The organism is Methylophilus sp. Q8, assembly GCF_000800115.1.
GTDB lineage: Bacteria > Pseudomonadota > Gammaproteobacteria > Burkholderiales > Methylophilaceae > Methylophilus.
In genome coordinates this window covers 86444-112227 of record NZ_JUHE01000001.1, presented here as the reverse complement: position 1 = coordinate 112227, position 25784 = coordinate 86444, and the positions used below count along the sequence as shown (strand labels likewise).

At 50.6% G+C, this 25784-nt stretch carries 28 protein-coding genes and 1 tRNA gene; 24 read left to right on the top strand and 5 right to left on the bottom strand.

The genetic code is table 11. From position 1 onward, the window contains the following. Positions 1 to 58: 58 nt before the first annotated feature. The gene (locus GQ52_RS00570) at positions 59 to 547 is read right to left on the bottom strand and encodes a hypothetical protein (RefSeq protein WP_047514182.1); all 489 of its coding nucleotides are present in this window, start codon (positions 545 to 547) and stop codon (positions 59 to 61) included. 67 nt (positions 548 to 614) lie between these two features. Here GQ52_RS00570 and rlmD point away from each other — a divergent pair, with 67 nt between their 5' ends. Together rlmD and GQ52_RS00560 are read left to right on the top strand one after the other, a co-directional pair. Then, positions 615 to 1988, top strand: coding sequence for a 23S rRNA (uracil(1939)-C(5))-methyltransferase RlmD (gene rlmD, locus GQ52_RS00565; RefSeq protein ID WP_047514180.1), 1374 nt, complete (start codon positions 615 to 617; stop codon positions 1986 to 1988). Positions 1989 to 2001: 13 nt separating this feature from the next. Beyond that, on the top strand, positions 2002 to 3444 hold the full coding sequence (locus GQ52_RS00560) for an ABC transporter substrate-binding protein (protein WP_047514177.1): 1443 nt from the start codon (positions 2002 to 2004) through the stop codon (positions 3442 to 3444). A gap of 19 nt (positions 3445 to 3463) precedes the next feature. Here the strand turns inward: GQ52_RS00560 and GQ52_RS00555 are convergent, their stop codons facing one another. Continuing rightward, positions 3464 to 4153 (bottom strand): VIT family protein, encoded by a 690-nt coding sequence (locus tag GQ52_RS00555; RefSeq protein ID WP_047514174.1) that lies wholly within the window; start codon positions 4151 to 4153, stop codon positions 3464 to 3466. Between the two features lie 133 nt (positions 4154 to 4286). On the opposite strand from GQ52_RS00555, the gene GQ52_RS00550 reads away from it, so the two are divergent. The 13 genes from GQ52_RS00550 (at position 4287) to GQ52_RS00490 (ending at position 18246) form a co-directional block, all read left to right on the top strand. Continuing rightward, positions 4287 to 4775: a L,D-transpeptidase gene (locus tag GQ52_RS00550; RefSeq protein ID WP_047514172.1), complete on the top strand. Its 489-nt coding sequence runs from the start codon at positions 4287 to 4289 to the stop codon at positions 4773 to 4775. Then, on the top strand, positions 4768 to 5679 hold the full coding sequence (nikB, locus tag GQ52_RS00545; protein WP_047514169.1) for a nickel ABC transporter permease: 912 nt from the start codon (positions 4768 to 4770) through the stop codon (positions 5677 to 5679). Before GQ52_RS00550 ends, nikB begins: the two co-directional genes overlap by 8 nt. Next, complete coding sequence (locus GQ52_RS00540; protein ID WP_047514167.1) at positions 5676 to 6467, top strand: ABC transporter permease; 792 nt, start codon at positions 5676 to 5678, stop codon at positions 6465 to 6467. Before nikB ends, GQ52_RS00540 begins: the two co-directional genes overlap by 4 nt. A 20-nt stretch (positions 6468 to 6487) precedes the next feature. Next, positions 6488 to 7180, top strand: coding sequence for a queuosine precursor transporter (locus GQ52_RS00535; protein ID WP_024929757.1), 693 nt, complete (start codon positions 6488 to 6490; stop codon positions 7178 to 7180). A gap of 39 nt (positions 7181 to 7219) precedes the next feature. After that, positions 7220 to 8347, top strand: coding sequence for a class I SAM-dependent methyltransferase (locus GQ52_RS00530; RefSeq protein WP_047514164.1), 1128 nt, complete (start codon positions 7220 to 7222; stop codon positions 8345 to 8347). Positions 8348 to 8370: 23 nt separating this feature from the next. Beyond that, positions 8371 to 9417, top strand: a complete 1047-nt coding sequence (gene nagZ, locus GQ52_RS00525) for a beta-N-acetylhexosaminidase (RefSeq protein ID WP_047514162.1) — start codon at positions 8371 to 8373, stop codon at positions 9415 to 9417. A gap of 72 nt (positions 9418 to 9489) precedes the next feature. Beyond that, positions 9490 to 10389 carry a lipid A hydroxylase LpxO gene (gene lpxO / locus GQ52_RS00520; protein ID WP_036298644.1) on the top strand — a complete coding sequence of 300 codons (900 nt, stop codon included), beginning with the start codon at positions 9490 to 9492 and terminating at the stop codon, positions 10387 to 10389. A 113-nt stretch (positions 10390 to 10502) separates the two neighbouring features. Then, on the top strand, positions 10503 to 11189 hold the full coding sequence (locus GQ52_RS00515; protein WP_047514158.1) for a Bax inhibitor-1 family protein: 687 nt from the start codon (positions 10503 to 10505) through the stop codon (positions 11187 to 11189). Between the two features lie 134 nt (positions 11190 to 11323). Next, a complete protein-coding gene (locus GQ52_RS00510; protein ID WP_019881797.1) occupies positions 11324 to 11917 on the top strand; it encodes a PEP-CTERM sorting domain-containing protein in 594 nt (197 codons plus the stop codon). Between the two features lie 295 nt (positions 11918 to 12212). After that, positions 12213 to 14816, top strand: coding sequence for a TonB-dependent receptor (locus GQ52_RS00505; RefSeq protein ID WP_235272870.1), 2604 nt, complete (start codon positions 12213 to 12215; stop codon positions 14814 to 14816). Positions 14817 to 15066: 250 nt separating this feature from the next. Further along, on the top strand, positions 15067 to 16434 hold the full coding sequence (locus tag GQ52_RS00500; RefSeq protein ID WP_047514151.1) for a PEP-CTERM sorting domain-containing protein: 1368 nt from the start codon (positions 15067 to 15069) through the stop codon (positions 16432 to 16434). A 104-nt stretch (positions 16435 to 16538) separates the two neighbouring features. Then, a complete protein-coding gene (locus GQ52_RS00495; RefSeq protein ID WP_235273406.1) occupies positions 16539 to 17366 on the top strand; it encodes a PEP-CTERM sorting domain-containing protein in 828 nt (275 codons plus the stop codon). Between the two features lie 88 nt (positions 17367 to 17454). Beyond that, the gene (locus tag GQ52_RS00490; RefSeq protein ID WP_235272866.1) at positions 17455 to 18246 is read left to right on the top strand and encodes a PEP-CTERM sorting domain-containing protein; all 792 of its coding nucleotides are present in this window, start codon (positions 17455 to 17457) and stop codon (positions 18244 to 18246) included. Positions 18247 to 18325: 79 nt separating this feature from the next. Here GQ52_RS00490 and tadA read toward each other — a convergent pair whose 3' ends face one another. Genes tadA through GQ52_RS00475 form a run of 3 tightly spaced genes read right to left on the bottom strand, consistent with a single transcriptional unit; the run spans position 18326 to position 20207 of the window. Next, positions 18326 to 18790: a tRNA adenosine(34) deaminase TadA gene (gene tadA / locus GQ52_RS00485; protein ID WP_047514145.1), complete on the bottom strand. Its 465-nt coding sequence runs from the start codon at positions 18788 to 18790 to the stop codon at positions 18326 to 18328. A gap of 7 nt (positions 18791 to 18797) precedes the next feature. Beyond that, positions 18798 to 19253 (bottom strand): phosphate-starvation-inducible PsiE family protein, encoded by a 456-nt coding sequence (locus GQ52_RS00480; RefSeq protein WP_019881802.1) that lies wholly within the window; start codon positions 19251 to 19253, stop codon positions 18798 to 18800. Positions 19254 to 19289: 36 nt separating this feature from the next. Then, positions 19290 to 20207, bottom strand: a complete 918-nt coding sequence (locus tag GQ52_RS00475; RefSeq protein ID WP_047514141.1) for a LysR family transcriptional regulator — start codon at positions 20205 to 20207, stop codon at positions 19290 to 19292. A gap of 104 nt (positions 20208 to 20311) precedes the next feature. On the opposite strand from GQ52_RS00475, the gene GQ52_RS00470 reads away from it, so the two are divergent. The 9 genes from GQ52_RS00470 to GQ52_RS14060 all read left to right on the top strand — a co-directional run bounded on the left by GQ52_RS00470 (position 20312) and on the right by GQ52_RS14060 (position 25772). Further along, positions 20312 to 21022, top strand: coding sequence for a pirin family protein (locus GQ52_RS00470; protein ID WP_047514138.1), 711 nt, complete (start codon positions 20312 to 20314; stop codon positions 21020 to 21022). A 30-nt stretch (positions 21023 to 21052) separates the two neighbouring features. Continuing rightward, positions 21053 to 21625: a flavodoxin family protein gene (locus tag GQ52_RS00465; protein ID WP_047514136.1), complete on the top strand. Its 573-nt coding sequence runs from the start codon at positions 21053 to 21055 to the stop codon at positions 21623 to 21625. Positions 21626 to 21659: 34 nt separating this feature from the next. Beyond that, complete coding sequence (locus tag GQ52_RS00460) at positions 21660 to 22232, top strand: YceI family protein (protein WP_047514133.1); 573 nt, start codon at positions 21660 to 21662, stop codon at positions 22230 to 22232. 69 nt (positions 22233 to 22301) lie between these two features. Further along, positions 22302 to 23381 (top strand): alkene reductase, encoded by a 1080-nt coding sequence (locus tag GQ52_RS00455; protein WP_047514130.1) that lies wholly within the window; start codon positions 22302 to 22304, stop codon positions 23379 to 23381. A 147-nt stretch (positions 23382 to 23528) separates the two neighbouring features. After that, positions 23529 to 24323, top strand: coding sequence for a triose-phosphate isomerase (gene tpiA / locus GQ52_RS00450; RefSeq protein WP_052178987.1), 795 nt, complete (start codon positions 23529 to 23531; stop codon positions 24321 to 24323). 52 nt (positions 24324 to 24375) lie between these two features. Further along, positions 24376 to 24720 (top strand): preprotein translocase subunit SecG, encoded by a 345-nt coding sequence (gene secG / locus GQ52_RS00445; protein ID WP_019881810.1) that lies wholly within the window; start codon positions 24376 to 24378, stop codon positions 24718 to 24720. A 6-nt stretch (positions 24721 to 24726) separates the two neighbouring features. Continuing rightward, positions 24727 to 24811, top strand: a tRNA-Leu gene (locus GQ52_RS00440). Positions 24812 to 24956: 145 nt separating this feature from the next. Then, positions 24957 to 25286, top strand: a complete 330-nt coding sequence (locus GQ52_RS14065) for an NADH-quinone oxidoreductase subunit A (protein WP_019881811.1) — start codon at positions 24957 to 24959, stop codon at positions 25284 to 25286. 6 nt (positions 25287 to 25292) lie between these two features. Beyond that, positions 25293 to 25772, top strand: a complete 480-nt coding sequence (locus GQ52_RS14060) for an NADH-quinone oxidoreductase subunit B family protein (RefSeq protein ID WP_019881812.1) — start codon at positions 25293 to 25295, stop codon at positions 25770 to 25772. Positions 25773 to 25784 lie beyond the last annotated feature (12 nt).

Genomic DNA, 25784 nt, shown 5'->3' with positions numbered 1-25784 from the left:
TAACATCTTATATTACCGCCGATAAACCCTTGGTGGCATTTATCGGCGGTTAAGGGTTTTAAGGCGTCTCAGTGGCAGGCACTTCTGGTGCTGCAGCATCTTCTACTGTGGGTTCTACAGTATCTTCATCAATCTTGTTTTTCCAGTTCAGGATCACGCGTTGGTGTTTTTTTGCGTCATGCGTAAAGCGATAACGTTGCTCGCTGCCAAGATAACTGGCAATGGCCTGGTATTTGCCGCTGGGCAGGTTTAGTAACAACCTGGGTGCAGCGTGCTCCAGCGCAAATACCGTCTGGTTTTTGCTATCGACGATGCTGATGTTAATGTCATCAATGACGCGGCCGACTTTACCTTCTGAAAACAGGAAATACAGATTGAATTGCTTTTTAAAGGACTCCATGGCGTCGACTTCTTCTGAGCCTATGCCACCTGTGACATAGTCCACCCCGTGGGCATCTTGCTGGATAGTCACTTCATCAGCAAGGCAGAAGGACGAAGAAAAAAGTGCTACCACCAGTGTCGTGGTTAAGCGCCATTGTTTAAGCATCACAGACTCCTTATTTTGATTGGTTTGCTGGGTGATTGTATGCCCAATTCAGGTAAAATAACAGGTTATGAGAAATAACCGTCAAAGATCGTCTAACCTGTCGTCTGCCGCCAGGGCCGCGCAGATTCCCCGCATTGCCACCATTGAATCCCTGGACCAGGAAGGGCGCGGCGTCACCCATGTCGATGGCAAGGTGGTTTTTATTGAAGGCGCATTGCCATTTGAAGAGGTGAAATTCGTCTCGCATCACGTCAAGGCGACCTATGAGTTGGCGACGACGGTAGAGGTGCTGAAACAGTCCAGCCAACGCGTGACGCCAGGCTGTGCCTATTTTGGCACCTGTGGCGGTTGCGCCATGCAGCATCTGGAGTTCTCCGCGCAGGTGGCGGCCAAGCAGCGCATGCTGGAAGCCGATTTATGGCATATCGGCCGCGTGCGCGCCGAGAAAATTCTGCCGCCGATTCAGGGCACGCCATGGCATTATCGCCACAAGGCTCGCTTGCGCGTGCGCTATGTGGAGAAAAAGGGCGGCGTGCTGGTCGGCTTTAATGAAAAAGGCACCAGCTATGTGACTTCTATGGATAGCTGTGAAGTGCTGACGCAACCCGTGTCTGATCTGATTGTGCCGTTGAAAGCCTTGATCGGCCAGCTGTCTATCAAGCAGTCAGTACCGCAAATTGAGTTGGCGGTTGGTGAAGATGCGACTGTACTGGTGTTCCGTATTATGGAAGCCCTGACCGAGGCCGATATCGCCTTGCTGCAAACCTTTGAAGAAACGCACAGTGTCCAGGTGTGGACGCAAACCAAAGGCCCGGATACGGTGAAGCCCTTGTTCGCGCATGATGGCATGTTGCATTACAGCTTGCCTGAGTTTAACCTGCAATATCCGTTTAGCCCGATTGAGTTTACCCAGGTCAACCCGGCGATTAACCGCGTTATGATTCGTCGTGCGCTGCAATTATTGCAGCCACAAGCCGGTGAACGCATTGCTGACTTTTTCTGTGGTCTGGGCAATTTTACGCTACCGATTGCACGCAGCGGCGCCAGTGTCTATGGCGTGGAAGGATCGCAGGCGTTGGTAAAACGCGCGGTGGAAAATGCACAGCTCAATGGCGTCAGCAATGTTGAGTTTGCTGAATCTGATTTGTTCGATATGACACCGGAGTCATTGCAGTCGCTGGGCGCGTTTGATAAGTGGCTGGTGGATCCGCCGCGGGATGGTGCGATTGAGTTGATCAAGTCACTGCCCGATGCGGAAGACACCAACGATGGCCATGCGCCATCGCGCATCGTCTACGTGTCTTGCAATCCGGCGACGCTGGCGCGCGATGCGGCTATCCTGACTCAGTCCAAGGGCTATCGTTTGCAAGCCGCTGGCGTGATGAACATGTTCCCGCATACGGCGCATGTTGAATCTATCGCGATTTTTGAGAAGATTTAAGGCGATGGGCAGGATGTTAGGCCGGTTATTGCCGGGGGTGTTGTTAGCGTGGGCGTTGAGTGGTTGCCAGCCGTCAAACGAGCCGCGTTCACTAGTGTTTGCTGTGGCGCAGGCCCCGGTGAATCTGGATCCACGTTATGCGACGGATGCCGCTTCTGAACGCATTAATCGCCTGATTTACCAGCGCCTGGTGGAGTTCGATAGCCGCTCGCGCGAAGTGCCTGGGCTGGCGACCTGGCAAATGCGCGATGCGACGCATTACCGCTTCCAGTTATCTCAATCTGCCACCTTCCACGATGGCCAGCCGCTGACGGCTGAGGATGTGAAAGCGACCTACGATAGCCTGCTACAACTCAAGGATTCGCCGCACACCGCTGAATTCAAGCATATCCAGCAGATTACAACGCTGGATGCCAACACCATCGATTTTGAACTCAGCCGCCCGGACCCTCACTTTGCTGCGCGTTTGATGGTCGGCATTTTGCCAGCCCGCCTGATTGCGACCGGGCATGACTTTGGCCATGCGCCTGTGGGGAGCGGGCCGTTTAAACTGGATCAGTGGCAGTCAGCATTGCAGTTGCAGCGCTTAAGTGATGGCCTCAACGTGCGTTTTGACGAAGTGAAAGACCCCAATGTGCGGGTGCTCAAACTCAAACGCGGTGAAGCTGATTTGATCCAGGGAGACTTGCCGCCAGAGCTGGTTAAATATTTGCAAAAACAGCCTAATGTTACGGTGAAAACCGGGGTAGGTGCCAATTATTCTTATCTAGGGTTGAATGTACAGGCCGATTTTCTGCGCGATGCACGCGTCAGGCGCGCGATTGCCTACGCGATTGATACCCAGGCGATTATTGATAAAGTCATGGTCAGCCATAGCCGCCAGGCCAGTGCCATCTTGCCGCCCGAGCATTATGCCGGTAATGTGGCCTTGCAGCCTTACCCTTATCAACCGGCACTGGCCAGGCAATTATTGCAATCTGCAGGCATTAAGTTGCCACTGACGCTGACTTATAAAACCAGCACGGATCCGCAGCGCGTGCGGCTAGCGACGATTTTGCAGGCGCAAATGCAGGAGGCGGGCATAGACCTGCAAATCAAGAGCCTGGATTGGGGCACCTTTTTTGCCGATGTGCAAAAAGGTAATTTTCAGCTGTATGGCCTGACCTGGGTTGGTATTAAAACACCGGAGATTTACAGCCAGGTATTTGCTTCTAATAGCTTGCCGCCACAGGGGTTCAACCGTGGCCGCTATCAGGATGGCGTGCTGGATCAATTGTTGGAAAAAGAGGATTGGCCAGCGGTGACGCAGCGCATTCATAGTCAATTGCCAGTGATCCCGCTATGGTATGAAGGGCAGTTTGTCGCCTACCGCAATACCATTGCGGCTTACCAGCCCATGCCAGACGGCAATCTGGACGGTCTGGCACACGTGGTTTTTAAAGCGGCTAAAGACTAGTGCTTATTGGGGTGACGGATCACGGATTGACGCCAAACCAGTGACCGATCAGCGCCGTGGCCGCCATGGCGAGTGCGCCCCAAACGACGACACGACTGACACTTTTCACGATGCTCGCACCGCCAGTGCGCGCAGCGACAATCCCCAGCAAGGCTAAAAATGGCAGGGTGCTTACCGTTAACCAGGTTTGTGCTTGCGTATGCGGTGCCAGCCAGGCGGTGATCAATGGCAAGATGGCGCCACTGGCAAAGGCCAGCGCCGAGGCCATGGCCGCTTGTAATGGCTGCGCCTGGTTGATGTCGTGCAAGCCCAGCTCATCACGCGCATGCGCGGCCAGTGAGTCATGTGTTGATAGCGCTTGTGCCACTTGTTTAGCTAGTTCTGGAGATAAGCCGCGCTGGATATAAATACCAGTCAGCTCACGCAATTCGCTTTCCGGGTTTTCCTTGAGCTCTTCGGCTTCACGGGCGAGGTCTGCCAGTTCGATATCCGTTTGTGAACTCACTGACACATATTCTCCTGCAGCCATGGAAAGCGCACCTGCAACCAGCCCGGCGACACCAGTCATGAGCAAGGCCTGGTGAGAAGTGCCGGCGGCGGCTACGCCCATCAGCAGGCTGGCGGTAGAAATAATGCCATCGTTGGCGCCCAGCACAGCCGCGCGCAGCCAGCCGCTGCGTTGTAAAAAGTGTAATTCGTGATGTGCCATGCGATTGCCCTGAGTCTAGCGATGAATAAAATAACTAAGTGAGTGAATCGGATTTTAATGGAATTTTTATTGCCAGAGACCGTGTTGCATCAAATCTCCGTCTATCACGGGCAAATCGCTTAGAATAATGGTTATGCATATTGAGATCTCTATTCCGGCGCAAACGCTGACGGTGTTTGATGACAATGGCGGGCAAGTGGCGCGCTATGACGTCTCTACGGCGGCCAATGGTGTCGGCTGTATTAAAAACAGTGGCTGTACACCATTGGGTGCGCACATTATCCGCGCCAAGATCGGCGCCGGGGCAGTTGAAAATACCGTGTTTGTTGGGCGCCGCCCGACCGGGGAAATATTTACACCAGCGCTCAAAGAACAATTTCCTGACCGTGACTGGATTTTAACCCGCATTCTTTGGTTGAGTGGCACTGAGCCGGGCAAAAACCGCCTGGGTAATGTCGATACCATGCAGCGTTATATCTATATCCACGGCACGCCGGATGCGACTGTGCTGGGTGTGCCAGGTTCACATGGCTGCGTACGCATGCGCAATGCGGACCTGATCGAATTGTTCGAGCTGGTGCCCGTCGGTACCACCGTTAACATTTGTGAGGCGGATGATTAAGCGCTTTGCCACACTATTGCCCGTGGTCTTCGGGGTGCTATGCCTGACCTTCGCCTTGCTGCATCTGGTGCCGGGCGACCCGGTGGATGTCATGCTGGGTGAGTCTGCCAGTGCTGCTGACCGCACCGCACTCAAAGCGCAACTGGGGTTGGACCAGCCTGTGCTGGTGCAGTTCGGCCAGTATGTGATGCATCTGCTGCAAGGGGATTTTGGTACCTCTATCCACACACAAACCCCGATCTCGCAACTGTTATGGCAGGCCTACCCGGCCACGTTATTACTGGCTGTGGTTGCATTAGCAATAGGGCTGTCTATCGGTATTCCATTAGGCATCTGGTCTGCGCTCAAGGCCGGGCATTGGCAAGATGTGATGATCACTATGTTGAGTATCCGCCTGGCGGCGATGCCTGCGTTCTGGCTGGGGCCGGTGTTGATGCTGGTGTTTGCGGTCTGGCTGGGCTGGTTGCCTGTGAGTGGCATGGTCAGTGCTGTCAGCATTGTGCTGCCAGCGCTGACACTGGGACTGGGCTTAAGCGCCATTTTGACGCGCATGACGCGTACCAGCCTGCTGGAAGTATTGAATGAGGATTATATCCGCACCGCGCGTGCCAAAGGTTTGAGCGAGCGGCAAGTGTTGCTCAAGCACGCATTACGCGCCGCCTTATTACCGTTGGTGACTATTGTCGGTCTGCAAATGGGTAGCTTATTGGCCGGCGCCGTGATTACCGAAACCATTTTTAGCTGGAACGGCATTGGCCGCTTGCTGGTAGATAGCATAGAAAAACGCGATTACCCGGTGACGCAGGCCTGTGTGCTGGTGGTGGCGTTTAGTTATGTGCTGATCAATCAGGTGACGGATGTGGTTTATCGCTGGCTGGATCCGCGCACGCGAGGCGCAGCATGAAAGCCTTTTCGTTGCTGACTTTGAGCTTTTGGCTACTTGCCGTGCTGCTGGGGCATGCGATTGGTTTGAATCCCAACCAGATTGACCTTAACGCCATTCTGCAATGGCCGAGTCTGCAACATTGGCTAGGCACAGACGATTTGGGGCGCGATATTCTGGCGCGCGTTATTCGCGGGGTAGAGGTTTCTTTTCTGGTTACTGTGGTTGTTACTGCCGTGACGATGACGGTTGGCCTGAGCATCGGCCTGGTGGCCGGGTATAAAGGCGGCAAGATGGATGCCGTACTGATGCAATTGACCAATATTTTTCTGGCGTTCCCAGGAATGTTACTGGCGATTGCGTTTGCGGCGGTGCTGGGCGCGGGGATTAACAACCTGATTCTTGCGCTGTGCCTGACCGGCTGGGTGACCTACGCCAGGTTGTCGCGCGGCCAGTCACTGGCATTGCGTCAGCGCTTGCATGTGTTGGCGGCGGAGTCCTTAGGTGCCAGCAGCTTGCGGGTGATGTCATTACATATTTTTCCGCTACTGATATCAATCTTGCTGGTGGAGGCCGCTTACAGTATGGCTAGCGTGATGATTGCCGAGGCGTCATTGTCGTTTCTTGGCTTGGGAATACAGGCGCCCAATGCCTCCTGGGGCGCCATGCTGCGTGATGCCGTGCGTTTTATGCTGGTGGCACCACACTATGTGCTCACTGTGGGCGTGTGCATGATGAGCCTGATCCTGGCCATTAACCTGGGCGGCGATGTATTGCGTGACAAACTGGATGTGCGCAGCGAGGGCTAGATGATTGGAAAAGGTCATTCATGAGAAAACAGTATCGTTACTATGACCTGATCATGGCGGCGTTTGCCGTGGTGTTGGTCTGTTCCAATCTCATCGGCCCTGGCAAAATTACCGAGGTTCATGTGCCCTTACTGGGGGCGCTGACGTTTGGCGCCGGCATTATGTTTTTCCCGATCAGCTTTATTTTTGGTGACATCCTGACCGAAGTATACGGTTATGCCGCCTCGCGCCGCGTAATCTGGACCGGCTTTATCTGCCTGGCCTTTGCCAGCCTCATGGCTTGGGTGATCGTAGCGCTGCCACCGGCGCCAGAATGGCACGATCAGGCGGCCTATCAATCGGTGTTCGGCTCCACGGCGCGCATTGCCATTGCCTCGCTGGTATCGTTTGTGGCTGGCGAGTTCGTCAATTCGTTTGTGCTGGCCAAAATGAAAATCCTGACCCAGGGCCGCTGGCTATGGAGCCGCACCATAGGATCGACCATCTTCGGTGAAGCGGTCGACACCATCCTGTTTTTTCCGCTGGCCTTTTACGGCTCAGGCGAATTCCCCGATGCCATGATGCCGCAAATCGTGCTGGCACAATTCACGGCCAAAGTGCTGGTCGAAGTCGCATTTACGCCAGTCACCTACAAAATAGTCGCATTTCTCAAACGTGCTGAAAATGAAGATTATTACGATACCCACACCGACTTTAGCCCGTTTAAGCTTTAAACTGGCCACATTTAATAACTTCTCATTATCGGAACCCCATTGAACCTGATTAACTGGTACGAACAAAAAAAGACGCAAGCCGCCGACTGGCAATCTGAAGCAGGTAACCCGCCGCCGAAAGCGGTGGTGATCGCGGACGATACCACTAAGGCGGATGAGGCGTACCGCCTGGCTTGTGAAGGCACTGCATTGCTCTATCGCGGTGACTTTCAAAATGCCAAACAACTGTTACAGGCCATTACGCGCCGCGTAGACCGTAAACCGGTTAAACCTGCGGCGACCATGCTCGAAGCTTTTCACCAGCATCGCGCGCGCCAGATTGGCCGTGCCAATATCACAAACAAAGTATTGATTGAACTCAAGCACGGTGGTTGCGATTTACCTCGCGCCCCTGATGTGAAAGCTGCGGTGCAAGGCGCGTTGATTGTGGACGAAAAAACCGACAAACTGCCCGCAAGGCTGGTGCTTTCATTACGTGAGCTGCTGGGCATGGTGGGCGCGCATGAATGGCGTAAAAAAGGCGTGCAGATTCATGCGCTCAATGCCAGTATCCACGCTTATTACGGGGTGTATTCCCCTGTGCGTGGTGAGTATCTTGATCTCATAGATCAGGCCCCTCTTAACAGCCCGCAAGTGGCCTGGGATATCGGTACTGGTACGGGAGTGATTGCAGCCATTTTGGTAGCACGCGGCGTGAAACAGGTGCTTGCCACAGATAACAACCCACGCGCATTAGCGTGTGCTGCAGAGAATGTGCAACGCTTGAATATGCAAACCAATATTCAGGTCCTGCCAGCAGACTTGTTCCCGGAAGGGCAAGCTGACCTGATCGTCTGTAACCCACCCTGGTTGCCCGCGAAAGCCAATGCGCCGATTGAGCATGCGGTGTATGACCCGGATAGCCGTATGCTGAAAGGGTTTTTAAGTGGTTTGAAAACGCATTTAACCGCCGATGGTGAAGCATGGCTGGTGATGTCGGATTTAGCCGAGCATATTGGCTTGCGTCAGCCTGAGGCATTGGCCGAGTGGATCAATGAGGCGGGTTTGCAGGTTGTTGAAAAACTGGATATTGCGCCTAAACATGCCAAGGCCAGTGATCAGTCTGACCCTTTGTATGAGGCACGTGCCAAAGAAATCACCAGTCTTTATCGATTAAAATGTGCTTGAAATTTGAACAATAGGAATATGTTATGTCTTTAGGTCCCGTCATGCTGGATGTGGTTGGCAAAGAGTTATCTGCTGACGACATCCGCCGTTTGCAACATCCGCTGGTAGGCGGGGTGATTTTGTTTGCGCGTAACTTTGAGAGTTGCGAGCAGCTCAAGGCGCTGACGGCAAGCATCCATGCAGTACGCCAGCCGCCGTTGTTAATTGCAGTCGATCATGAAGGCGGCCGTGTACAGCGCTTCCGGGAAGGCTTTACCAAGATTCCGCCCATGCGTGAATTTGGGCATATCTGGGATAAAAATCCACGCAAGGCCAAAGAGTTAGCCGTGGAAGCAGGCTATGTGCTGGGTGCTGAGTTGCGTGCCCATGGCGTGGATTTTAGTTTCACGCCGGTGCTCGATATGGATTATGGCGATAGCCTGGTGATTGGTGACCGCGCATTTCATAAAGACCCGCAGGCCATTAATGAGCTGGCCTTTAGCTTAATGCAAGGCCTGAAAAAGGCTGGGATGGCGGCGGTGGGCAAGCATTTTCCCGGCCACGGCTTTGTGGTGGCGGATTCGCATGTGAGTATCCCGGTCGATGAGCGCGAGTTTGACCAGATTGCGCAAAACGATATGCAGCCCTTTGTACGCATGATAGACGAAGGCTTGCACGCAGTGATGCCTGCGCATGTGATTTACCCTAAAGTGGACGAAAAACCTGCCGGATTTTCACCGCGCTGGTTACAGAAGGTATTGCGTGAACGCCTGGGCTTTAATGGCGTGATTTTTAGTGATGATTTGAGCATGGAAGGTGCGACCGTCGCAGGGAATGTGACAGCGCGCACCTTGGCGGCGTTGAGTGCGGGTTGCGATATGGTCTTGCTATGTAACCGCCCTGATTTGGCAGATGAATTACTGGCAAACCTGGACTGGAAAATCTCGGCACAAAGTATTGCGCGCCTGGCGCGCATGCATGGCGGGCACCATCCGCAGGACATGGTTGGGTTGCGTGAATCCGCTTATTATGTGGATGCAATAAAAAGGGTGGCCATGGTTGGTCAAAAAGAGTCTGATTTGTTTGCCTGAATCAACGGTGATGCGCTAAGCTAGTCTATTATTGATAGCAATCTAATAACTGTGTAAGCAACGGTATCGATTATGAAATGGATTATTCTCGGGATATTCTTATCCTCGGTCAGTTATGTTCACTTTCGCGGTAAAGTGCGACATCGTTTTTACCGCCAGGTGTTTGACCACTCAGGCATCGTGTCACCGTTTAATGTGTTTTTATACCTGTTCTCAAAGGCACCGACCACGCCTTATTTGTCAGTGAATGAGTTCCCAGAACTGAAGTTAATCACCGACCGTTGGCAGGAAATTCGTGAAGAAGCTTTGCACGTGCGTGAACAAGAGCGCATTGCGGCGGCACAAACCAATAATGATGCGGGTTTTAACTCGTTTTTTAAAACCGGCTGGAAGCGTTTCTACCTTAAATGGTATGACGCACATCATCCTTCTGCCAGTATTTATTGCCCGAAAACAGTGGCTTTGTTGCAAAGTATTCCCAGTGTGAAAGCGGCCATGTTTGCTGAGTTGCCGCCAGGTGCGCATCTGCGCCCGCACCGTGACCCGTACGCGGGCTCCTTGCGTTTTCATTTGGGCTTGGCGACGCCTAATAATGATCAGTGTTTTATCCGTGTCGATGGTGAAGACTATAGCTGGCGCGATGGTCAGGCGGTGATGTTTGACGAAACCTATATCCATGAAGCGTATAACAAGACCGACGAAACGCGTGTGATTTTGTTCTGCGATATTGAGCGCCCCATGCGCTATGGCTGGGCACAGGCAATCAATCGTTTCCTGGCGAATACTATTGTCACTGCCGCTAGTTCACCGAACGAAGCAGGGGACCAAACTGGCGTGATTAACCGTTTGTTCCACTATGCCTGGGTCGTTGGGCAATATCGCCGTCGTTTTAAAAAGTGGAATAAAAATGTCTATCAAATCACACGTATCATTTTGATTGCATTGGTTTGTTACGCGATCTGGAAGCTTTAGCTAACAGAGAGCTTCACACAAATGTCATGATTAAAACTTGAAACTTTGTGCGTTTGCCATTATCTTAATCCTAAGTAAGTTTTAAAAAAGTTTTATTGAGAGGAAAAAACACTATGTCAGATATGCAAGTTTTAGGTCGTGAGGGTAATGTATCCACGGCGCAAAATCGCGTGCTGCGTAATACATATGCTTTGCTCGGCTTGAGCATGGTGCCGACGGTGATTGGTGCTTATGTCGGCATGCAAATGAATTTTGGCTGGATGGCCGCACATCCGTTCATGTTTGCCATTGGCTTTATGGCTGTGATGTTCGGCATGTTCAAACTGATTGCTGTGAACCAGAACAGTGGTGTAGGCGTCTGGTTGTTGTTGGCCATGACCTTTGTTTTCGGCGTGATGTTAGGCCCGATTCTGCAATTTGCACTGCATTTGCGTAACGGTGCCGAGATCGTTGGTCTGGCTGCTGCCGGTACAGGAATTACTTTCCTGAGTCTGGCTGCCATCGGTTCTTCACCTGCGCGTGATTTCAGCGGCATGGGCAAGTTCCTCATGATCGGCCTGGTCCTGGCGATTGTGGCTGGTTTGGCTAATATGTTCTTCCAGATTCCTGCTTTGTCACTGGCCATTTCTGGTGTGTCCGTACTGATTTTCTCAGGCTACATTTTGTATGACGTCAACCAGATCGTACGTGGTGGTCAAACCAACTATGTGATGGCAACCCTGAATCTGTATCTGGATATCTACAACCTGTTTGTTAACTTGTTGAACATCCTGCTCGCTTTACTGGGCAACCGCGATTAAGCACATAGATTAAGATTCAAATAAAACCCGCCAGTTGGCGGGTTTTTTATTAGCCCATTTGGGGTATTGCATTAAATACATATCAGGCATACAGTTGTCGTTCTAATTTTTACAACGGTTGAGAAGGGGGATGTATGTCAGTAGTAACAAAAACTTTGTGTGCGGTTGCTGTGTGTGGCGCATTATCAGCACCTGCTCAGTCCGCAGTGATTTTTTCAGATAATTTTGATAGTTATACCGCTGGTTTAAATGTGACTGATTTTGCTGGTAACTGGACCGTGACCAACGGCACAGTCGATGTAATTGGTAATGGCTATTTTGATTTCTACCCTGGTAACGGCTTATATATCGATTTGGATGGCAGTACAAGTGACGCCGGTGACTTTAGCTCCAAAGCCCTGAATGTTGCTGCCGGGACGTATACACTGGAGTTCGTCTTGTCCGGCAGTACACGTGGTGAGTCAAATACAGTAGACGTCAGTTTTGGTAGCTATAACGAAACCTTTAACCTGACTTCTGATGCGCCAGTCACTATTTATACACGTACTGTGAACTTTGCTTCTAACTCATTAGCCTCGGTCGTATTTAAAAATGGTGGTGGTGACAACATGGGGGCATTGCTATTGAATGTCTCAGTCGCCTCAGTGCCTGAAGCCGAAACGGCTGCCATGATGCTCGCTGGTTTAGGCATTATGGGTTCTATTGTGCGCCGTAGAAAATCTACTTAAGCAATAACTGGTTGTTATGAAACAAAAGCCCGCTTAACGCGGGCTTTTTTTATTTGCGCGATGTTTATTGCGTAGCAAATGGTTTTCTCTGTATGGTTTATTGCAGCCAAGTCGGCTGACTGCAACCGTAAAAAGTGGTTGTAAAGATTAATTAAATCGTAACTGACTGATTATATTGATCTAATTATCTTGGTTGAGATGGTTTGATTTTTGCAATCTTCCCCTGCGGAGGGGAAGTATGTTAAATAAAAAAATAAAATCAGTGTTGTTTCTTGCAACCTATTCTTGTGTATCAATGGCGGCAGATGGTGGCGATGATGCTGCCAGTAACGAGCAGAAGAGCGCAGATTCTCAACGTGCGATACAGCTTGATGAAGTCGTGGTTAAAGCGAAGCGGCGTAGTGTCATTACGCCATTGCCTGGTCTGGTGATTGATAAAGAAAAAATGACCACCAATGTGCAAAGCATTAGTGGTAAAGAAATCGCGGATTCAAAGTCAATCAATATCACTGACTTAATGAATAACTCAATGCAATCGGTCACCATCAATGATTATGCCGGGAATCCATTTCAGCAGGATCTGAACTTTCGTGGTTTTACCGCCTCGCCACAGATCGGCACCCCGCAAGGGATTTCTGTTTACCTGGATGGTGTGCGTGTCAACGAGGCCTTTGGTGAAGTTGTGAATTGGGATTTTATTCCCATGAACGCTATCGCCAGCCTTGATATGATTCCTGGCTCTAATCCGATGTTTGGCCTTAATACGCTAGGTGGTGCCTTGGCGCTTACTACCAAGAACGGGTTTACGCACAACCAGGCGCACGCTGAGGTGATGGGTGGCGCCTGGGGGCGTGAACAAATGCAATTCTCCAATGGTTTTAATAATGGCAGGCTTGGCCTGTTTGTGGCCTATAACCATTTCAAGGAGGATGGCTGGCGCAGCAACTCTCCATCCAATGTTCGGCAGTTGTTTACCAGTGCAACCATGCGTAGTGATTATGGCGAGCTCAATTTTACTGCCTTGAATGTGGACACGGCCTTGACTGGCAATGGTGTGGTGCCATACGAGATGTATGAGCAGGATAGAAAAGCCGTATTCACCTCACCGGATGAAAACAAGAATGGGTTGGAACACTACAACCTCACTGGTCGCTTTGACCTGAATGACAATCTGACTTTTTCCGGTCTGGCATATAAGCGCAGCGTCAAACAAAAGGCGATCGGGGGAGACTTTTATGATGATTTCCCACAACTTTCAGAACGGGCTGGTGTGAATTGCCCGGATGGCAGCCTGCCGGATGGATCATCTTCAACTTCATCTTCGCCAGGCTCAGGGTGCGCGGGACTGATCCCGAATGGTGTGTTCAGTTTGTCTGACCTCAAACAGGGCGGGGAGGGCTTGGCTTTTCAAATGAATTTTGTGACCGACAAAAATGAGTTGACTGCCGGTATTACCTACGACACGAATGATGTTGACTTCATGCAGGCGGAAATGTTTGCGGATATTGGTCCTGATCGGGAGCTGGTTCAGAATCCCAGTTATTACACTGATCTTGGGCTGGTGGCGGCAAAGTTTCCAATCATTCGCAATAAATTGACTGGTAGCAGCACCACTAAAAGCATATTTGTCAGTGATACCTGGTCGCCCAGGGATGATCTGCATATGACCTTGGGGGCCAGGTTTAATCACACCCGGGTGAAAAATGACTTGCGATCAGAGCGCGGTTTAAGCCTCTATCAATTTGAAGATGACGGCACAGGCTCATATTTTGATCCTTCCCGCGAGCGATGTGTTGTGGATTTGACGGATACTTCTGATCGCGGAAAGTACATATGCTCCAAAGGAGATTATATGTACCGTAGTTTCAATCCTTCGTTTGGCCTCACCTGGGAGATTAAGCCTAATCTTGTGGCTTATGGCAATGTGAGTCGCGGCTCCCGTACGCCGTCTGTCATTGAATTGGGCTGTGCGATTGACAGGACGCAGATTGAAAACAATCGAAATTATCAATTTGGTTGCGCGATACCGACTTCCCTCACGGCTGACCCTTATCTCAAGCAAGTCCGCTCCACCTCTTATGAGGCGGGTACTCGAGGCATCTCGACCAGTTTTCTTGGTAGCGAAAATTTAAACTGGAATTTAAGTTTCTTCCGCACAGAGCTCACAAATGACATTTTGTTTGTGCCACTTGGCCGTAAAAACCGTGGTGTGTTTGATAACTTTGGCCAGACTTTGCGCCAGGGCATTGAAAGTAGCATTGCAGGCAAATGGGGAGATCACCGGCTGAGCCTTAATTACACCTGGATGCGGGCGACGTTTGAGTCACCTTCCACCATTATTAACCCGAATAACAGTAGTAACGTCTTAGACAGCGTACAAAACCAGAATTACGTCTATATCAGGCCGGGCGACCAGTTGCCCGGCATGCCTAATCACATTGTGCAAGCAAGCTGGAATTACGCGGCGAATAAGAGGTTCGACGTCACACTCAATATGGTGATGCATTCGTCCTCTTTTGTGCGTGGCAATGAAAATAATAAGCATAAAAAACGAGATGCAACTGATCCATTTACCGACCCGTATGACTTTATCGGCGATGGCAGTATCCCAGGCTACGCGGTCTTTAATCTTCGTGCCAATTACAAGTTTGATAACGGTTTTACCTTATTTGCACGCCTGGACAACGTGTTTGACCGTGAATATGCCACGGCGGGCAACCTTGGACGAACACCATTTACCCCTACGAGCGGTGGTGCAGCGACTGATGCTGCGGGCTTTAACTACAACTCTGACCAGTGGAAGAACACCACCTTTATTGGACCGGGCGCGCCGCGCGCAGCGTGGTTTGGTTTGAGTTATGACCTGGATTGGAAGCAGCGAAAAATGAAACTGGATTAAGCCTGGTTGTAAGTAGCCATGTGGTTGTATGGGTGGTTTATTAAAACCTGAATTCAGTGGTTTTGATTGTAATGCGTGTGGCTTGATACAGATGCTTGCATGGATTGAATGGTAGGTGATTTTTTATAAGTGATTGAAAAATAAATGCTTTGTGAGACTGTTTTATCTGTAATTGAGGTGGTTGGTGAAGTTGGTATGGCATTTGCAATGATGTTTAAAAAATAATTCATTTTTAATTCGAGGGTAGGTTATGGAGATTAAATATATTTCGGGCGTGGTTTCTGCACTGTTGACCGCTGGCTTGTTTTCCATGAATGCAAACGCTGCATTTGTGACGCTGCCAAGTGCGGCTGGACAGCCAGGCTGCGGTGTTGCCAGTGCGACAACCATTCGTTGTTCCGGTGCGGCAAATGTCTTGTCTGACAAGCTCTACATCGCGCCAGTGGTTCAGAGTGGCGTGTACAGTTTTCCTTCCACACTGTCACTGATCAGTAAGGTAGACACTAATTTTGCAAGTACGACAGACGCATTGTATGCCGGTACATTTAGTGATTACGTGTTTATGGACACTACCACCAATTCTGTGGTGATTGGCTCCCGTCTTTATTTTGGCCCGATTAATGGCCAGAGAAACTTGTCTGAGGCCAATGACATTTTTCGTTATGGCTACGAGGGTTTTAAAGTGGAAGCAGGCTGGACCCGCTTGTCCAGTAGCGATTTGAGGGCCTATAGCGCGGCGATGAGTAATGTTGGCCTGAAGCAGGGTGCCGATGTTTATAACTCAAATGTGGTGGATTTCCGTACAGACGTGAATGCTTCCGAGGGTAATGCGCAATCCGGTTTGTATTTGATTCGCACGGATGCGACGGCTTTCAAGGTGATTGATAACGCGATCAAGATTCGTCAGGGCGGTGAAGAAGGCCAGTCAGTCCTGTCGGTATCCCTGTCAGGCTATGCCCCAACCAAGTTGGAAAGTGGTGTGGCGGCTGGTGAGACCGTCAAAATGTATGGTGGTAGCTATACAAGCAATATGAATGTCAGCGGGACGGCCACTGTTGAATACGGTAATGCGCAATTTGGTGGTTCAGTGGTTGCGACCAACGGCTCACACATTAATGCGAATACTGGTACAACCGCGACTTTCAATGGCGCATTTAACCAGCAAGTGGGCGCACTATTAGGTGGTGGTGGCACTTTTGTGTTCAACGGCGGTTATTCTGCGGGTAATAGCCCTGGTTCTGTGACCGTGAATGGCGATGTGGTATTTGGCGCGAGCAACGAAGCTCTGTTTGAGATCGGCGGATTACTTCAAGGCACACAGTATGACCATCTGACTGTTAATGGCAATCTCACCTTTGGTGGTGTATTAAAACTTTCATTTATCAATGGTTACACCGGTAATGCGGGCGATACTTTTGACTTGTTTGATTTCACAAGTTCAACCGGTGCGTTTTCCAGTATTGCGGTTTTAAGTCCACTGGGATATGGCTTTGGTTATACCTATGACGCAGCTAGCGGTGTGTTGACAGTCATTCCAGTGCCAGAGCCAGAGAGTTATGCCTTGCTGGCACTAGGCTTGGGTGTGATTTCATTCGCTTCCCGCCGTAAAAAACAATAAAGCAACGCTGTGTCGCATGGCACAGCGCATTGCCATGAATATATGTTTATAAAATAAATCTTGAGGAGAATGCAATGAAGCTAAAGAGTGTTTTATTGGCAAGTGTGTTCGCGATTGCAGCGAATACCGCCAGTGCTGGTAATTTTCAGTCTTTAACCAATAATGTGGTTGAAGGGGATAACGATGCGTTCGTTGATTCCATGTTTATTTTGGCAACGAATGTCAGTTACCAGTCAGGCTATGGTGATACCACTGACTTTCAAAGTGGTGGCAGTGGCAACGTTGTACCAACGTCTTTAACCTATCGCGCGTTTCCGGCGTTTGATATTGATACTGAGCTGGCAACGGGTACCTTGACGCTGATCGACTGGCGAGTAACCACTGGTGTGGATTTGGCGCCAGGTTCTGCACAGGCTGACATTTATGATTTCGTGTTCAGAGACAGTGCTGACAACAGTCTGGTATTCGGTACGCGTTACCTGAATCGCGAAAACAATGGTGATGAAGCTAACTTCTTGTATCGCTATGGCTTTACCGGTTACAGCACCTCTGTGGCATGGACATTTCTGACTGATTCCGATTTGCGCCAATACACGGCTGTAAAAACAGACTCAACAGCAGGTGAAGGCCCGTTTGATTACGATGCAGATGTGGTTCGTCAGCAAGGTGACTTTAGTGTGGCAGAGGACAATCCGTGGTCTGGTTTATACCTGGTGAAGACCGATGCCACTTCTTATACCTTGGGTAAAGCGATTGGTTTTTATCAGTCTGGTGAAGAAGGCCAAAGTCCAGCAGGTGGATTTATTACTGGGTTTATCCCAACAGCAATCACCACGCCAGTACCAGAGCCAGAGAGCTATGCCATGTTGCTGGCTGGCTTGGGTGTTGCGGGTATCGTTTCACGTCGCCGTCATTCAAAGGCTGCTAAATAGCAGTTATTTATTATAGCGCCATGAAAAAAGAGCGGGGAGCTTGCGCTACCCCGCCACTTAAAAACAACTTTTGTGAGGGAATCTTAATATGAAAACAGCAATTTGGAAACAAACTTTGGCGATCGCTGCCGTTACTTTCGCTGCGAATAGCGCTTATGCGGGCAATTTTACAACAGTCGTGAATACAGGCGAGCGTACAGCCGGTAGCACTTCCAATACGTTGACCGATGCTTTTTACATTAGCAGCTTGCCAACGACATGGACACAGCTGGCATCAACCACATCAAGCGTACTTTCTCCAATTAATGGCAATGTGGTGGGTTCGTTTATTGATACAGTATGGTACGAGAGCGATACCAACTCCTACATCATTGGCTCTTACTTCAAACTGTTGAATAACACCAATGGCATTACTGAGATCAATTCTGTTGTGCGTACTGGCCTGTCTGATGTAGATACATTGTCTGCCGCATGGACTTCCGGCTCAGCAGTTTATGGTTCCGGTACAACTGGCTATCGCTTGCGCGATCCGGCACGTTCTGACTACGTTGCATCTTATGTTGCCGGTACCGCTCAGACTGGTGCCTATCAGGATTTGGATAAAGTGGCTATCCGCACTGACGTCAGCATTGGTGAAAACAATCCAAACTCCGGTTTGTATTTGTTGAAGTTTAGTGCCGAAGGCCTGACCTATCAGTGGACAGATAATGCTGTGCGTATCGTTCAGGGTGCTTCAGCTAATGAAGGTGGTCGTCAGTTTGCTGAAATGTGGATTGCAGGCTATACCGTGACTCAAGTGCCAGAAGCTGAAACCTATGCTATGTTCATGGCTGGTTTGGGTTTGATGGGCGCTGTTGTTCGCCGTCGTAAATCTGCTTAATTGCGTTTAATTAAGTAGTGAAAACAAACCCGCCAATGGCGGGTTTGTTGTTTTTAAAGATGCTGTGTTCGGTAATGAATCAAACTTTTGATTTTTCCAGTCTGCGTTGCCTGAAAAAATCACTCAACAGCGCGCCACATTCTGCGGCCAGTATGTCGCTGCTGACTTGGCAATGGTGATTCAGTTTCTGTTCAGCCATGAGATTCACCACACTGCCGCAGCAGCCGGTTTTGGGATCGCTGGCGCCATACACTAACCGTGCGATACGGGCGTGCTGGATGGCACCGCTGCACATGGCACAGGGCTCCAGTGTGACGTAGAGTGTGCAGTCTACCAGGCGGTAATTGCCCAGGTGTTGGGCGGCCTCGCGCATAGCCTGGATTTCGGCATGTGCAGTCGGGTCGTTGAGGCTGATCGGGGCGTTACGGCCTTTGCCAATGATGATGCCATCTTTGACGACAATAGCACCGACTGGGACTTCCCCCAGAGCAGCAGCTTCGGCTGCCAGCATCATGGCCTGGCGCATAAAGTCTTCATCTTGCATGTGCTGGTTACCTGCTGCTGCTTTTATCGGCCAGGCGAATCAGGATGTACACCAGCCCCATAATAAAAGCACCTGCCAGCCAGATGCCGATTTCTTCATAGGTGGGTGTCGCGTCCTGTACCGGCAGCACGATCAGTTTGCGCAAAAACATGACCAGTACGACTTCAATAAATGTTTCTACCAGCAGTTTGTGGCCGCGCAGATAGCGGATTTCAGCAGAAATCAGGGCCGAGATCGACCAGAGCAACATCAGCGTGCCTAGCGCGCGCAAAAAACCATGTACTAGGTTGTGGGCGTAGGCGGCTTCTTTGACGTCGAGAAAAAACAGCCAGGTGAACATGATGACTGAAGTCGCCAGCGCCAATCCAATAATGATATGCGCCAGGCCATTGAGCCAAAGCATGGCTTTAATGGCAATACGGTTAAGCGGTTCAAATTCTTCAGGCAGTTGTTCTTGTGACATATTGCGTCCATTTCATCATACATGGATGATGATAAATCATTTGCTCAGCAATTGCTCCAATGGCAGTTGCGAACATTGTTTTAGCAGCCACTGCATGGCTTTGCCGATTTCAGATGGACGTTGCTGGCGCCAGGCAATAAATGTGGGGCCAACCGGCTTGGGCTCAGATACCTGTTTAATCATGAGTTGCCCGTTTTCTGCGGCGGCCTGGGCCAGGGATTTTGGCAGATAGCCAATGGCAATGCCGGAAATTTGTGCCTGCAATTTGGTTTGCATGTCCGGTACGGTCAAAATATCCTGGCCGGAGAGAATGCCTGAGGTGCGCGGTGGCAGGTTACGTGAGCTGTCGGCCGCGGCTACCACGCGATGTTGCACGATATCGCTGGCACTTAAGGGTTCTGGCAGGGCGGCCAGTGGATGATGCGGGGCAACTGCAAATACAAATTCCAGTTGGCCGAGCAAATGGGTGGAGAATACCCCACCGGGTGGCGCATCACCGGGCGCGCCGATTGAAATATCAGCCCGGCCAGATTGTAATGCGTCCCAGCTACCGCCGTAGACTTCACGCAGTAACTTGATACGGGTGCCGAATCCTTGCTGGTAAAAGTCTTGCAGGATATGCAGGATGGGCTTGAAATCGAACAGGTCGCTGATTGCAATGGCGATATCGGTTTCTACGCCCGTAGCAATACGCTGCACGCGTCGTTCCAGTGTGTGTGCCGCGTCCAGCAGGTAGCGGCCTTCTTTCAGCAGTTCGAGGCCTGCTTGTGTGAGTGTGGCGCGATGACCGCTACGGTCAAATAATTCCAGCCCCAGATCTTCTTCCAGCCTGCGAATGGTGTAGGTTAGCGCAGAAGGCACGCGATAAAGGGATTCGGCTGCGGCGGCAAAACTACCTTTGCGGTCGATAGCATCAATGACTTCGAGGGCTTCGAGACTGAGTTTGATTGTCATGTGAGGTTAATCAAAAAAACTGAACAAGAGATGCAAAATGTTTTGCTATCAAAAGATTAAGTGTTTTTTTATCATACAGTTAATCTTTCAAATGGAGTGAATAAATGTTACATGTTCGCCCTTCCAATACACGTGGTTACGCTAACCATGGCTGGCTGGAAAGCTTTCACAGCTTTTCATTCGCCAGTTATTACGACCCTGAGCATATGGGATATTCGGTGTTGCGCGTGATCAATGATGACAAAGTTGCGCCAACGACCGGTTTTGGTATGCATGGCCATCAGGACATGGAGATTATTACCTATATGCTGGCAGGTGAACTGCGGCATACCGACAGCATGGGCCATAGTGAAGTGATACGCGCCGGTGATGTGCAGCGCATGACGGCAGGGACTGGTGTGCGCCACAGTGAAATGAATGCTTCCGCGCAAACCACTGCCCATTTGTTACAGATATGGATTACGCCTGATACTTTGGGGCTGACGCCTGGTTATGAAGACAAAACCATCCCTTTGGCAGACAAGCAAAATCGCTGGGCGCTGATTGCTTCGCCTGGTGCGCAGGCAGGGTCATTAAAAGTACATCAGGATGTGTCACTGTATGCCACTGTGCTGACGGCCGATGCGGCTTTGCCTGTACATGTCATGGCGGGCCGCTCTGCTTATCTGCATATTGCCCGTGGCGAAGTGGAGATAGATGGCCAGCGCCTGCAAGCGGGTGATGCGATGACGGTGGATGCGGCGAGTGAGTTGAGTATGCGCGCTGTCAATGAGAGTGAAGTGTTGTGGTTTGATTTGCCACAAGTTGGCGAATAATCGTTTGAATTATTGATAAGGAGCTAAAAAATGACTCAGGTTTCAATTGTTTATCATAGTGGTTATGGACACACGGCTGAGCAGGCCAAAGCAGTGGCGCGTGGCGCACAAAAAGTGGCGGGCGTGACGGTGAGTCTGCTGACGGTGGATGAGGCGCAGCAGCAATGGGATTTGCTCAAGGCCAGTGATGCGATTATTTTTGGTAGCCCAACCTATATGGGCTCTGCTTCTGCGCAATTTAAAGCCTTTATGGATGCCAGTTCTAAAGCCTGGTTTACGCGTGACTGGCAAGACAAAATTGCCGCAGGTTTCACCACTTCGGCCAGCCAGAGTGGTGATAAGTTAAACACCTTGGCGCAATTGTCAGTCTTTGCAGCCCAGCATGGCATGATTTGGGTCAGTTTGGGTTTACTGCCGGGGAACAATCACAGCAATGGTTCGGTCAACGACTTAAATCGTTTGGGTAGCTTTTTGGGCGCCATGGCGCAGGCCAACTCCGATCAAGGCCCGGATTTGGCGCCGATTCAGAGTGATTTGCTGACGGCTGAGCACTTGGGTGAGCGTGTGGCAACGACGACCAAGCGATTTTCAAAATCTGCATAACGCAGCGATTAACTAAAAACGAAGGAGACTATAAGTGAAAAAAATCATTCTTGCGCTGGGGTTGTTAACAGCTTCACAGGTGTGGGCGGCGACCGATACCTACAACATCGATGCTACCCATAGCTTTGCTAACTTCAGCATTCGCCATGTGGTGTCAAAAACTACGGGTACTTTTAACGATGTGACCGGTGTGGTGACGCTGGATCCTGCCAACCTGAATACGGCAACTGTACGTGCGGCGATTAATGTCAGCAGTGTGAATACCGGTTTCGGCAAGCGTGACGAGCATATCAAGGCGGACAAATACCTGGATGTGGGCAAGTACACGCAAATTCTGTTTGAAAGCACCAAGTTTACCGCCAGTAGCCAGACGCAGGCGGTGATGCAAGGCAAATTGACCATCCATGGCGTGACCAAAGTGGTGGATATCCCGGTCAAAGTGTTGGGTTACGGCGCTGATCCATGGGGTGGTCAACGTGCGGGTTTTGAAGGTCATTTGACTATCAAGGCTTCAGATTATGGTTTTGGCTGGGCAGCAGGTGCGAACGCGCCTGTGGGGGATGATATTGAAATCACCTTGCTGATTGAAGGCGTGAAAGCCAAGTAAGCGTAATTAAGCAAGTGGCTGCGCGGGCGAAGTGCCTGCGCGACTACTCACCTTTAAAGGAGCAGGTAAATGGCATTGGATTTGTTTTCACCAGTCAAGTTGGGCAACATTGCCTTGCAAAACCGTGTGGTCATGGCGCCACTGACGCGCAACCGTGCGGGCGAGGGCGGTGTGCCGCAGGCAATGAACGTCACCTATTACGAGCAGCGCGCAACGGCAGGCCTGATTATTACTGAGGCTACACCGATCTCGCCAATGGCGCATGGTTATCCGGCGTTGCCAGGCATTTATACGGACGCACAAGTCGCGGGCTGGAAAAAAGTCACTGATGCTGTGCATGCCAAGGGCGGCAAAATTGTGATTCAGTTGTGGCATGTGGGGCGTATTTCACACCCTAGCTTACTGCCTAACCAGGCTACGCCTGTTGCACCTTCGGCCTTGAAGCCTGCTGGCCAGGCGTTTACTTATCAGGGTTTGCAAGATTACGTGACGCCACGGGCGTTGGATCTTGCTGAGTTGGCTGGCATTGTGCAGGATTATGTGCACGCCACACGTTGTGCCATTGCAGCGGGGTTTGATGGCGTGGAAGTGCATGCGGCGAATGGCTATTTGCTAGACCAGTTTTTGCGCGATGGTAGCAATCAGCGCCAGGATCAATATGGCGGCTCCCTTGAAAACCGTACGCGCCTTTTGCTGGAGGTGGTGCAGGCTGTGGTCAATACCATAGGCGCCGATAAAGTCGGTGTACGTTTATCTCCGGTGAATCCATTTAATGATATGCGAGACAGTCAGCCGCAGCAGACGTTTAATCATGTTGCGCAGGCATTGAATCCATTCAACCTGGCTTACCTGCATGCGGTGGAAGGTGGTATTCATGGCGGCGGTGAGTCTGAGCCGTTTGACTTTGCGACATTCCGTCAGTTGTTTAATAAGGGCTATATCGCTAACCTGAGTTATGACAAGGCGCGCGGTGATGCGGCGATTGCCAGCGGTCATGCCGATGCGGTGGCTTACGGTGTGCCGTTTATTGCCAACCCCGATCTGGTGGCGCGCTTTGCTAGCAATGCGTCCCTCAATACAGCAGACTCAGCGACTTTTTATGGTGGTACCGAGCATGGCTATACTGACTATCCGTTTTTAACAGCTTAATGGATTCGCAAGGGGTATGTTCACGAATGCTGCTGATTCGTTGCAATATGCCCTGTTGTGCTTGCCGCTCACTGTATGCGGGCGTAAAATTCGCGCAACGCGAATTCAACCGAGCTAACGCTCCGCACATTGTGAGTTAATTTCTGCATGTCCCGCTCTGATATCACCCCCTTATCTCCACGCAAACTTGTTGTTGCCAATTGGAAAATGCATGGCAGCCTGGTCCGCAACCAGGCGCTGCTTGATGGCTATTTGCAAGGCTTGCAATCCTTACCGCAAACCGATGTGGTGGTGTGCGTGCCTTACCCTTATCTGGCGCAAGTGCAATCTGTGCTGGCCGGCACCGCCGTCGCCTGGGGGGCGCAAAATATTGCCAAGTATGAAGAGGGCGCTTATACCGGCGAAGTGAGCGCGGAGATGCTGCGTGACTTTGGTGCACACCATGTCATTATCGGCCACTCCGAGCGTAGTACTGCCTATTGCGAGTCGGATGAAAATATTGCCGAAAAATTCATGATGGCCAAGCGCCATGGCTTAATCCCGATCTTGTGTGTTGGTGAAACTTTGCTGGAGCGTGAAGCTGGCGTGATGGAGCGTGTGGTTGGCAAGCAGCTTGAAACCATTATCCGGTTGTTTGGCGGTGAGGCGTTTGCGCACACTATCGTGTCTTATGAGCCAATCTGGGCTATCGGCACCGGCCTGGCGGCCTCTGCTGAGCAAGCCGTGGCCATGCACCAGTTTATTCGTGACACCGTCGCAGCCGCAGATAAAACCGCGGCGGATAGCTTAAAAATCCTCTACGGGGGCAGCGTAAACCCGCAAAATGCGGTACAATTATTAAATCAGAAGGAAATAGATGGCGCGCTGGTTGGCCGTTGCTCTCTAGATGTTGAGCAATTTATAAAAATATGTCAGGCCGTTCCTGAAAATAGCGTCATCTAGATAGCGAAGATGCCAAAAGCTTAATCGTTATTTAATTATGGATTAAAGAAATATGGAAAATGTCATTCTCGTCATTCATGTGCTGGCAGCCGCTGCCGTGATTGGCTTGGTCTTATTACAGCATGGCAAGGGCGCCGATATGGGTGCCGCCTTTGGAAGTGGTGCCTCCGGCAGTTTGTTCGGGGTGTCCGGCTCTTCTAACTTGCTCAGCAAGCTGACATCGATTTTTATTACAGTGTTTTTTGCAACTAGCTTGACGCTGGCATTTATGTCCAGTCATAAAGCAAGTTCTGGCAGCGTGGTTAAATCTGCGTTGACACAACAGGCTCCGGCCAAAGGTGAGGCTGCTGAAGCAGTTAAACCGGTTGAAAATACACCCAAAGATATTCCTAATTAATACTTAGCCGTCGTGGTGGAATTGGTAGACACGCTATCTTGAGGGGGTAGTGACGAAAGTCGTGCGAGTTCGAGTCTCGCCGACGGCACCAGTCCCATGTTGTTTTGCGACGTGGCTGGATGGGAATTGGTTATTTGGGAGTATTTCAATGTGCTGTTGGGCATGATGCATTGAAATCACTTGTTAACATGATCGATTAAGGCAAATCAGTGTTAGAAAACTATTTCCCAATTCTGATGTTTATCCTGGTCGGCCTGGGCGTAGGCTTGGGGCCGCTGATAGCAGGTAAAATTCTCTCTCCGCACAAACCTGATGCGGAAAAAAACTCCCCTTATGAGTGCGGCTTTGAGGCGTTTGAAGATGCGCGTATGAAGTTCGATGTACGTTATTATCTGGTCGCCATTCTGTTTATTCTGTTTGATCTCGAAATTGCATTTCTTTTCCCGTGGGCGGTGGTGATTCAGGAAATTGGGTCTGCCGGCTTCTGGGCAATGATGGTCTTTTTGTTTGTATTGGTGGTCGGCTTCATCTTTGAATGGATGAAGGGCGCCCTTGAATGGGATTAATGCAAAATGAGCATTGAAGGCGTATTGGAAAAAGGGTTTGTCACTACCACGCTAGACACGGTGATTAACTACACTCGCACGGGCTCTTTATGGCCGATGACGTTTGGTCTGGCCTGTTGTGCAGTGGAAATGATGCATGCCGGTGCTTCGCGTTACGATCTGGACCGCTTTGGCATTGTGTTCCGTCCGAGTCCACGCCAGTCTGACGTGATGATTGTCGCCGGTACGCTGGTGAACAAAATGGCACCTGCCTTGCGCAAGGTTTACGATCAGATGGCTGAGCCGCGCTGGGTAATCTCCATGGGCAGCTGTGCCAATGGTGGTGGCTATTATCATTATTCTTATGCGGTGGTGCGGGGCTGTGACCGCATCGTGCCCGTGGATGTTTATGTGCCTGGTTGCCCGCCTACAGCTGAAGCCTTGTTATACGGCATTATCCAGTTGCAAAAGAAAATCAGACGCACCAACACCATCGCCAGAACCTGATACTGACCGATT